The 9,380-nt window shown below is 72.3% G+C and carries 8 protein-coding genes; 3 read left to right on the forward strand and 5 right to left on the reverse strand.

What is annotated here, in order from left to right; translation table 11 throughout:
* On the forward strand, positions 1–325 hold a 325-nt coding region (locus AOK18_RS09290), incomplete at its 5' end, for an LAETG motif-containing sortase-dependent surface protein (protein ID WP_055693988.1).
* A 73-nt stretch (positions 326–398) separates the two neighbouring features.
* Here the strand turns inward: AOK18_RS09290 and AOK18_RS09295 are convergent.
* The 5 genes from AOK18_RS09295 to AOK18_RS32935 form a co-directional block, all read right to left on the reverse strand.
* Positions 399–1,037: a DUF6461 domain-containing protein gene (locus tag AOK18_RS09295; protein ID WP_055693989.1), complete on the reverse strand. Its 639-nt coding sequence runs from the start codon at positions 1,035–1,037 to the stop codon at positions 399–401.
* 479 nt (positions 1,038–1,516) lie between these two features.
* Positions 1,517–1,705 carry a hypothetical protein gene (locus AOK18_RS09300; RefSeq protein WP_055571723.1) on the reverse strand — a complete coding sequence of 63 codons (189 nt, stop codon included), beginning with the start codon at positions 1,703–1,705 and terminating at the stop codon, positions 1,517–1,519.
* 13 nt (positions 1,706–1,718) lie between these two features.
* Entirely contained in the window at positions 1,719–2,303 is a 585-nt protein-coding gene (locus tag AOK18_RS09305; protein ID WP_055693990.1) for an ArsR/SmtB family transcription factor, read from the reverse strand.
* Between the two features lie 216 nt (positions 2,304–2,519).
* Positions 2,520–5,267, reverse strand: coding sequence for a pyruvate, phosphate dikinase (gene ppdK / locus AOK18_RS09310; protein WP_055693991.1), 2,748 nt, complete (start codon positions 5,265–5,267; stop codon positions 2,520–2,522).
* 162 nt (positions 5,268–5,429) lie between these two features.
* The gene (locus AOK18_RS32935; protein ID WP_157865061.1) at positions 5,430–5,612 is read right to left on the reverse strand and encodes a hypothetical protein; all 183 of its coding nucleotides are present in this window, start codon (positions 5,610–5,612) and stop codon (positions 5,430–5,432) included.
* Between the two features lie 254 nt (positions 5,613–5,866).
* Here AOK18_RS32935 and AOK18_RS09315 point away from each other — a divergent pair, with 254 nt between their 5' ends.
* Together AOK18_RS09315 and AOK18_RS09320 are read left to right on the forward strand one after the other, a co-directional pair.
* Entirely contained in the window at positions 5,867–7,747 is a 1,881-nt protein-coding gene (locus AOK18_RS09315) for an alkaline phosphatase family protein (protein WP_420865589.1), read from the forward strand.
* Between the two features lie 320 nt (positions 7,748–8,067).
* A partial coding sequence (locus tag AOK18_RS09320; protein ID WP_055693992.1) for an alpha/beta fold hydrolase occupies positions 8,068–9,380 on the forward strand: 1,313 nt, incomplete at its 3' end.

Below are 9,380 nucleotides of genomic sequence, written 5' to 3' on the forward strand. Positions count from 1 at the left end.
CCACATTCCCGCGGGCAGCGAGCACTACGGCGAGCACCTGGACCGCGACAAGGACGGCATCGGCTGCGACAAGCCGCCCGCGGGCTTCGTCCCCGCCGACGAGAAGGACGGCGACAAGGACAGCGACTCGGACGACGGTGCCACCGGCACCGATACCGGCACCGGCGCCGGCGAGAAGGACGCCGCCGGGAAGGGCGGCGGCACCGACCTCGCCGAGACCGGCGGCAACGGCGCCACCCCGTACCTCGCGGCCGGCGGCGCGGCCGTCGTCCTGGTGGGCGGCGGGGTGGTGTACGCGGCCCGCAGGCGCCGCGGCACCGACTGATCCGCTGCGAAGGCCTCGCGGCGGGCGACATCCGAACGGGGCGTCGCCCGCCGCGTGGCGGTCCGGGGCGGGCTCAGGTGAACGCCGCGGCCAAGAGCTCCGCCTCCGTCTCCTCCCAGGGCAGGTGGATGCCGAGTTCGCCCTCCAGGAACCGCAGGAACGCGACGTCCCCCGGCTCGTCACCGCCGTGCACGAAGCCGAGCGCCGCCTCGGCCGGGACGCCGTGGGTGAGGTGCGGCAGGCCGGGCTCGAAGGACGTCACCACCTCGCCGTGACGGGCATGGTCGACGCGACTGAAGCCCTTCGCGTCGCGGTGCACGCAGAACGCCCGTCCTCGCTCGGACAGCGCCGCGAGATGGGTGGCCGTGTGATCGTGGGATTCCTCCAGCGCGTACGCCCAGCCCGCCACCGAGCCCGCCCGGACGATGGTGACCGGCGGGGCGGGCAGGAAGCCCGCGCCGGTCAGCCCGGCGATCGTCGCCTCGTCCTCCCGGTCCAGGAAGTCGAGGTCGCCGAGGGGGTCCTCCTCGTCCCTGAGCAGCAGCTCGTACGCCGCGGAGCGGGTGAGCGGGACGATGTGGCGCTCCTCGGCGCCGACGCGGCACAGCAGTTCGTACGGTGAAAGGTTCTCGGCGAGGGTGAGCGTGAAGCTGGTGTCGTAGGCATCGGCGATCCAGCGCAGCCCGTTCTCCTCAGGTCCTGGGTTCGTCACCTTGTCCTCCTTCGCGTGGTGACCGCGTCCGGCGCCGGACGGCGCGTGACCGGGTGCGGCGTTCCAGCCGTGATCGACGTGACCGCCGGGCCCCGGGCCCCGTCCCGGAGGGCCCCGGTGGCCGGGCGGTGCGGGCGGTCCCCGCGGCCCCGACGCTGCGGGCCCGGGGACGGGTGCCTTGCGGAAAAGCGTGAACAGTCCGGGGGGATGTGTCACGTGGGCGCTCAAACGAGCGGCGTCAGGACAGTGGCGGCCGAAGTGCTCACGCTTACGGGAGAGGGTCCCCCGGGGCGGAGCCGAGCGTCCCGGTCTCCCGCGCGTCGGGGTCGAGGTCCCGCCGGGCGGTTGCGGACAGCCAGCCGCCCGGAAGGCCACCCGCCCCCGGCAGGGCCCGGTGCGCCGCCTCGCCGGGCGGGTCGGTCGCACAGCGAGGATTGCCGTCCTCCGCGCGCCGGCGGGTCCCCGTACGGGTGCGGGGACTACGGCACGGCGACCGCCGCCTTGGGCGCGGCGGCCAGGCGCAGGCCGACCTCCACCAGGGTCCAGCCGAGGCGGGCGCGGAGGGGCCGGGCCGGCCGGGCTGCCGCGGCGAGGCGGTGGGCGTCGGCTTCGGTACGGAGGCCGGCGGCGTGGAGGCGGTGCAGGGCGAGGTGGGTCTCGGGGTGCATCGGGTCGGGCCTCTCAGTCCGTGGTGAGGGGGAACGCGCGGGTGTGGACGCGCACCTGGGCGGTGTCGGCGTCGTCCTCGCCGACGGCCCGGTCGCGGTAGGTCTCGACGAGGGCGTGCATCTTCTCGACGAGTTCCCGGGTCAGTTCGGGCGTCAGCCGCAGCGTCGCGCTGCTCATGTCCCAGCTCCGGTTCCACTCCTCCGGCCAGCTCTGGCGGTTGCCGAGCCAGGTCGACAGGTCCCGGGTCTGGGTGGTCGCGACTTCGTGGAGGTACAGGTCGGCGGCCCCGCGCACGTCCGGGTTGGCGTCGGTGAGCAGTGCGTCGTCGAAGCTCAGGCCCTGGTGGGCCGCCTTCCACCACCGCTCCCTGCCCTTGCCGCGCTCGGGGGCGTCCTCGATGAAGCCGTGCGCGGCGAGCTGGCGCAGGTGGTAGCTGGTCGCGCCGCTCGACTCGCCCAGTTTCGCGGCGAGCTGGGAGGCGGTGGCCGGGCCGCCGAAGCGCAGGGTGTCCAGCAGCTGCATGCGCAGCGGGTGGGCGAGCCCGCGCAGGGAGCGGGCGTCGAGACTGCGGACCTGCGGCTCCTGGGGATCGTTCATACTTACAAAGGTAGCGTTGCAAAGAAATGCTTGCAAGGGTTTCTTTGCATTGCGTGCGGGCGGCACGGGAAACGGCGGCACGGGAAACGGCGGCACCCCCGCACGGGTGCCGCCGTTCTCTTTGTGATCCGGAGCCGCTGCCGATCGGTGAGGGTGGTCGGGTGACAGGCAGCGGCTCCGGGGCTCATCGCGCCCCGCAGGTCCGGGGCTCAGGACTCAGCGGTGGTCACTGCCCTTCGAGGTGACCGCCGCGCGGCCGGCCTCCAGGCGGGCGACCGGGATGCGGAACGGGGAGCAGGAGACGTAGTCCAGGCCCACCTCGTGGAAGAAGTGGACGGACTCCGGGTCGCCGCCGTGCTCGCCGCAGACGCCGAGCTTGAGGTCGGGGCGGGTCGCGCGGCCGGCCTCGGCGGCGAGCTTCACCAGGGAGCCGACGCCGTCCCGGTCGATGGTCTCGAACGGGGAGACGCCGAAGATGCCCTTCTCCAGGTACGCGGTGAAGAAGCTGGCCTCCACGTCGTCCCGGCTGAAGCCCCACACCGTCTGGGTGAGGTCGTTCGTGCCGAAGGAGAAGAACTGCGCGGCCTCCGCGATCTGGCCGGCGGTCAGCGCGGCGCGCGGCAGCTCGATCATCGTGCCGATGGCGAGCTTCAGCTTGGTGCCCGTGGCCTCCTCGACCTCCGCGATGACCTGGTCGGCCTCCTCGCGGACGATCTCCAGCTCCTGGACCGTGCCGACCAGCGGGATCATGATCTCGGCGCGCGGGTCGCCCTTGGCCGCCCGGCGCTCGGCCGCCGCCTCGGCGATGGCCCGCACCTGCATGGTGAACAGGCCGGGGATGACCAGGCCGAGCCGGACGCCGCGCAGACCCAGCATCGGGTTCTGCTCGTGCAGCCGGTGCACGGCCTGCAGCAGGCGCAGTTCGTTCTCGTGCGGCTCCTGGCGGGACTCGGCGAGGGCCACCCGGACCGACAGTTCGGTGATGTCGGGCAGGAACTCGTGCAGCGGCGGGTCGAGGAGCCGGACGGTGACCGGGAGGCCGTCCATCCCCTCGAACAGCTCGACGAAGTCCCGCCGCTGCAGCGGCAGCAGCGCCTGGAGGGACTCCTCGCGCTCGTCCTGGGTGTCGGCCAGGATCAGCCGCTCCACCAGCTCGCGCCGGTCGCCGAGGAACATGTGCTCGGTGCGGCACAGGCCGATGCCCTGGGCGCCGAAGCGGCGGGCGCGCAGCGCGTCCTCGGCGTTGTCGGCGTTGGCGCGCACGCGCAGCCGGCGCTTGCGGTCGGCGAAGGCCATCATCCGGTGGACGGCCTCGACCAGTTCGTCGGCGTCGTCGGCGCCCGGGTGCATCCGGCCCTCGAAGTACTCCACGACCGGGGACGGCACGACCGGGACCTCGCCGAGGTAGACCTTGCCGGTGGAGCCGTCGATGGAGATCAGGTCGCCCTCCTCGACGACGTGCCCGCCGGGGACGGTCATCCGGCGGCGCTTGGTGTCGACCTCCAGCTCCTCGGCGCCGCACACACAGGTCTTGCCCATGCCGCGGGCGACGACGGCGGCGTGCGAGGTCTTGCCGCCGCGGGAGGTGAGGATGCCCTCGGCGGCGATCATGCCGTCCAGGTCGTCGGGGTTGGTCTCGCGGCGGACCAGGATGACCTTCTCGCCGGAGCGGGACCACTTGACGGCCGTGTACGAGTCGAAGACGGCCTTGCCGACCGCCGCGCCCGGCGAGGCCGCGATGCCGCGCCCGACGCGCTCGACCTTCGCGTCCTCGTCGAAGCGCGGGAACATCAGCTGGGCGAGCTGCGCGCCGGTGACGCGGGTGAGCGCCTCGGCCTCGTCGATCAGCCCCTGGTCGACGAGCTGGGTGGCGATGCGGAAGGCCGCGCCCGCGGTGCGCTTGCCCACGCGGGTCTGGAGCATCCACAGCTGGCCGCGCTCGATGGTGAACTCGATGTCGCAGAGGTCCTTGTAGTGGTTCTCCAGCGTCTCCATGATCCGCATCAGCTGGTCGTACGACTTCTTGTCGATCTGCTCCAGCTCCGCGAGCGGCACGGTGTTGCGGATGCCCGCGACCACGTCCTCGCCCTGGGCGTTCTGCAGGTAGTCGCCGTAGACGCCCTGGTGGCCGGAGGCGGGGTCGCGGGTGAAGGCGACGCCGGTGCCGGAGTCGGGGCCGAGGTTGCCGAAGACCATGGAGCAGACGTTGACCGCCGTGCCCAGGTCGTGCGGGATGCGCTCCTGACGGCGGTAGAGCTTGGCCCGGTCGGTGTTCCAGGAGTCGAAGACCGCGTGGATGGCGAGGTCCATCTGCTCGCGCGGGTCCTGCGGGAAGTCCCGGCCGGCCTCGGTCTTGACGATCTTCTTGAACTTGGTGACCAGCTTCTTGAGGTCGGCGGCCTCCAGCTCGGTGTCGACCGTGACCTTCTTGGCCGCCTTCGCCGCGTCCAGCGCGTCCTCGAACAGCTCGCCGTCGACGCCGAGGACGGTCTTGCCGAACATCTGGATGAGACGCCGGTAGGAGTCCCAGGCGAAGCGGTCGTCGCCGGCCTGCTTGGCCAGCCCCTGCACGGACTTGTCGGAGAGGCCGATGTTGAGGACGGTGTCCATCATGCCCGGCATGGAGAACTTCGCTCCGGAGCGGACCGACACGAGGAGGGGGTCGTCGCTCTGGCCGAGCTTCTTGCCCATCGCCGCTTCGAGGGCGTCGAGGTGCGCACTCACCTCGTCACGCAGTGCCGCCGGCTCCGCGCCGCTCTCCAGGTAGACCTTGCAGGCTTCCGTGGTGATGGTGAAGCCGGGAGGAACGGGAAGACCCAGATTGGTCATCTCGGCGAGGTTGGCACCTTTTCCACCGAGGAGGTCCTTGAGGTCCTTGTTGCCCTCGGTGAAGTCGTAGACGAACTTCACGCCCTCAACACTGCGCCCCTGCTGGCCTACGTGGGGATCTTTGTTTTCCGACACGGGTCTCGACTCCTCGAGGACGCGGTGGCTGCCCTGACGAGCAGGAACATACCCAGATCAAAGGCGTCTGGGTACGCCCACCTGCGCGTCGTGCGCCTGCGGCCACTCCGCCGCCGACGGATCGAAAGTAAAGACTTGGCAAGCCGCGACGGCCGGGTGTGTTCACTTCTTGAACGCATCGATACCGGATCGAGCGATCCATTCGCTCACATGAGCAGTGATCGGCACGTCTGATTTCGCTCGATGAACGATCAAACGATGGCACCGAGTGCCACCCTTTGAGAAATGCAGCCGCCCGAATTCGCTCATCTGAGCGGAACTCTTATCAGGGGTGGCGAGAATCACGCTGCCACAGTCACCGGGATTTCACCATGCGGACGCGTTCCGTACGGCTCCCCCGGCGGCCGCGCGGGCGGCCGTACGGGCACCTCGTCCGTGCTCCGCGGCCGGCGCGCCCGGTCTTCGCCCCCTCCCGTTCCCCGAACGTGTCCCCGGTGTGCTGAACGCGCGGGCCGGCGCGCCCGTACGGAACTACGGCGGACCCGGACCCCCACGCCGGGTCCGCCACCTCACCGGGTTTTGCACGGAAGGACCTCCGGGTGCCCGTCTTCACACGCCTGCGCCGACCGGCCCGCACGACCGCACCGCCCCGCACCGCCGCACCGGCGCGGACGGCCGGGGAGAACCCGCGGGGGCAAGGGCACCCGTCCCCGCCGAGGGGGGAAGAGCCGGCAGAACCGCGGGGGGAGGGGGAGGCGGCCCCCGAGAAGCCCGTCCTCCGCGCCTTCCGTCTCCTCCGTTCCCTCCGCACCCGCTGCGCCCGCCTGCGCGACGAGCACCCCCGCGCCGCGCGCGCCGTCCGCTGGACACTGCACGGCCTCGCCGCCGTGCTGGTCCTCGGCGCGCTCCTGCTGCCGAACCAGGCCGGCGCCCTGCGCCCCGGCCGGTTCACCCGGATCCCGGCCGAGGCGATCGTCGGCGCGGTGCTGCTGCTCGCCCTGCCGCGCCGGCCGCGGATCGCCGCGGCGGCGCTGTACGGGACCGGCCTCGCCGTACTGACCGTGCTGAACGTGCTGGACATCGGCTTCAACGAGTACCTGGGCCGGAGCTTCAACGTGGTGCTCGACTGGGGGCTGCTCGACGACGCGCGGCACTACGTCGAGGACTCGATGGGCGGCGCCGCCGCCACCGCCGCCGGGGCCGGCGCGGTCCTCCTCGCGCTGCTCCTGGTGGTCGTCATGGCGCTCGCCGCGGTCCGGCTGGGCGAGCTGCTGGCCCGGCACCGTGCGCGGGCCGCCCGGGGCGCGCTGGTCGCGGGCACCGTGTGGATCACCTGTACCGCCCTCGGCCTGCAGGTGGCCGGTGTGCCGGTCGCCTCCGACCGGGCGGCGGCCGCGCTGAAGACGCAGGGCGAACGCGTGCGGGACACGCTGCGCGACGAGGCGGCCTTCGAGAGGGTGGCGCGCACGGACCCGTTCGCGGGCACGCCGTCCGACCGGCTCCTGCCCGGCCTGCGCGGCAAGGACGTCCTCATCACGTTCATCGAGAGCTACGGCCGGACCGCCCTGGAGGACCCGGTGATCGCCCCCGGCGTCACCGGCACCCTGGACGCCGCCACCGGGTCGCTCGCCGGGGCGGGGTTCACGGCGCGCAGCGGCTGGCTGACGTCGTCGACGTTCGGCGGCAGCAGCTGGCTCGGCCACTCGACGGCCCTGTCCGGCCTGTGGATCGACAACCAGCAGCGCTACCGCACCGCCACCGCGAGCGACCGCCTCACGCTCACCGAGGCGTTCGGGAGAACCGGGGCCTGGGACACCGTCGGCGTCATGCCGGGCGTCCAAAAGGGCTGGCCGGAGGCGGAGTGGTACGGCCTCGACACGGTCTACGACGCCTTCGGGATGGGCTACCGGGGGCCGAAGTTCAGCTGGTCGACGATGCCGGACCAGTACGCGCTCGAGGCCTTCCAGCGCCTGGAGCACGGCCGGAGGCGCGACGGGGGCAAGAACCTGATGGCGGAGATCATCCTGACCTCCAGCCACCAGCCGTGGGCGCCCGTCCCCGAGATGGTCGGCTGGGACGAACTCGGCGACGGCTCCGTCTTCGGCCCGATCCGGAGGGCGGGCCGGCAACCCGGCGACATCATGGCGGACACCACCGAGTCCCGCCGGGAGTACGGCAGGTCGGTCGAGTACTCGGTGACCGCCCTCACCCAGTGGCTGGAGCGCTACGGCAGCGACGACACCGTCCTCGTCTTCCTCGGCGACCACCAGCCCATCGCCCGGGTCAGCGGCGTCAGGGCGAGCCGGGACGTGCCGGTGACGGTCGTCGCCAGGGATCCGGAGGTGCTGGAGCAGATCGCCGACTGGAACTGGACGGAGGGCCTCCGCCCGGACCGGGACGCGCCCGTGTGGCGCATGGACGCCTTCCGGGACCGCTTCCTGAAGGCGTACGGCTCCGTCCCGCACCCGGCCGGGGACTGATGCCACGTGTCGCGGGCCGCGGCCGTCGGCGGCGCGGTCCGTGCGCACAGGCCTGCCCGAACCCGGCGGACCGGCGGCGGACGGTCCCGTAAGGGACGGTCACGCCGCGATCGCCCATCGAACCGGTCGTCGGCCACGAGACCGTGAGGACCCGCGTCACCCGTGTTCTCACCTCTCCGGATCGGCCCGGGATCCCCCGAGCGAGCTACCTGTTTTGTCCTCTCCGGGGTGACGCGCGCCACCGGTGGTCTCTTGTTGACTCGACTCGTCGACCCGACGGCCGGACAAGGCCGACCAGCCCAGGAGCCGAGGACAACACCATGACCACGACACCCAGTTCCGCGCAGCACGGTTTCCCCACAGGCCGCCGCATCGCCGCAACCCTGCTGGTTTCCGCGCTGGCGGGAACCGCACTGGTCGCGGGGGGCGCCGACGCCAGGGGCTCGCAACCGGCCGAGGTCCCCGGCACGAGCGCCGGCAGGACCGCGGGCGACGCCGGGATCACCTGGGGCACGTGCCCGGCCCCGGCCGGGGGACAGACCCGTGACCCCCACCTGACCTGCGGAACGCTGAAGGTGCCCCGCGACTACCGCGACCCGGGCGGCATGAAGATCGACGTGGCGGTCTCCCGGCTGTCCACGGCACAGCCCGGGAAGCGACGCGGCGTTCTGCTGCTGAACCCCGGCGGGCCGGCCCTGGGAGGTCTCGGCATGCCCGAGACCATGGCGTCCACCCTGCCGAAGTCCGTGCTGGACCGCTACGACCTGATCGGTTTCGACCCGCGCGGCGTCGAACACAGCACCCCGCAGAGTTGCGGTCTGCGGGACCCCAGCGTGTCCGGGCTCTTCCCCTACCCTGCCGCGGACGGCTCGATCACCAAGAACGTGGCCCTCGCCAAGGCCAACGCCCAGCAGTGCGCCGACACGGTGGGCAAGAACCTCCGGTACTACACCACCGCCAACACCGCCCGCGACATGGACCGCATCCGCCGGGCGCTCGGTGAGAAGAAGATCTCCTACTGGGGCCAGTCCTACGGCACCTACCTCGGCGCCGTCTACCGCTCCCTCTTCCAGGGCCGCACCGACCGGATGGTCCTGGAAGGCAACGTCGACCCCACCAAGGTATGGGCCGGCCAGGTGGCGGACACCTGGGGCAAGGGCATGGCCGACCGGTTCCCCGATGCCGCCCGCGTCGCCGCGGCGCAGGACGGCACCCTCGGCCTGGGCGCGAACGTCGCGCAGGTGACCCGCACCTACCTCGCCCTCGCCGACCGGCTCGACCGCACGCCCGCAGCGGTCCCCGGTACACCGGTGTCGCTGGACGGGGCACTGCTGCGGAACATGACCTACGCCCTGCTTCTGCACGACGACACCCTTCCCGTGCTCACCAGGTTCTGGAAGGCCGCCGACAACCTGGCCCACGGCAGCGCCACGGCCGCCGACACCGCGGTCCTCAAGGAGATGTTCGCCGGCACACCGACGTCCCCGGGCATCCCCGCGGACAACCAGGCCACCATGTTCATGGCTCTCACCTGCGGCGACGCCGAATGGCCGCGCGACGTCGACGGCTACGCCGCCCGCACCGCCGCCGACCGCGAGAAGTGGCCGCTCACCGCGGGCATGCCCGCCAACAT

Source organism: Streptomyces prasinopilosus (genome assembly GCF_001419695.1).
Lineage (GTDB): Bacteria > Actinomycetota > Actinomycetes > Streptomycetales > Streptomycetaceae > Streptomyces > Streptomyces prasinopilosus.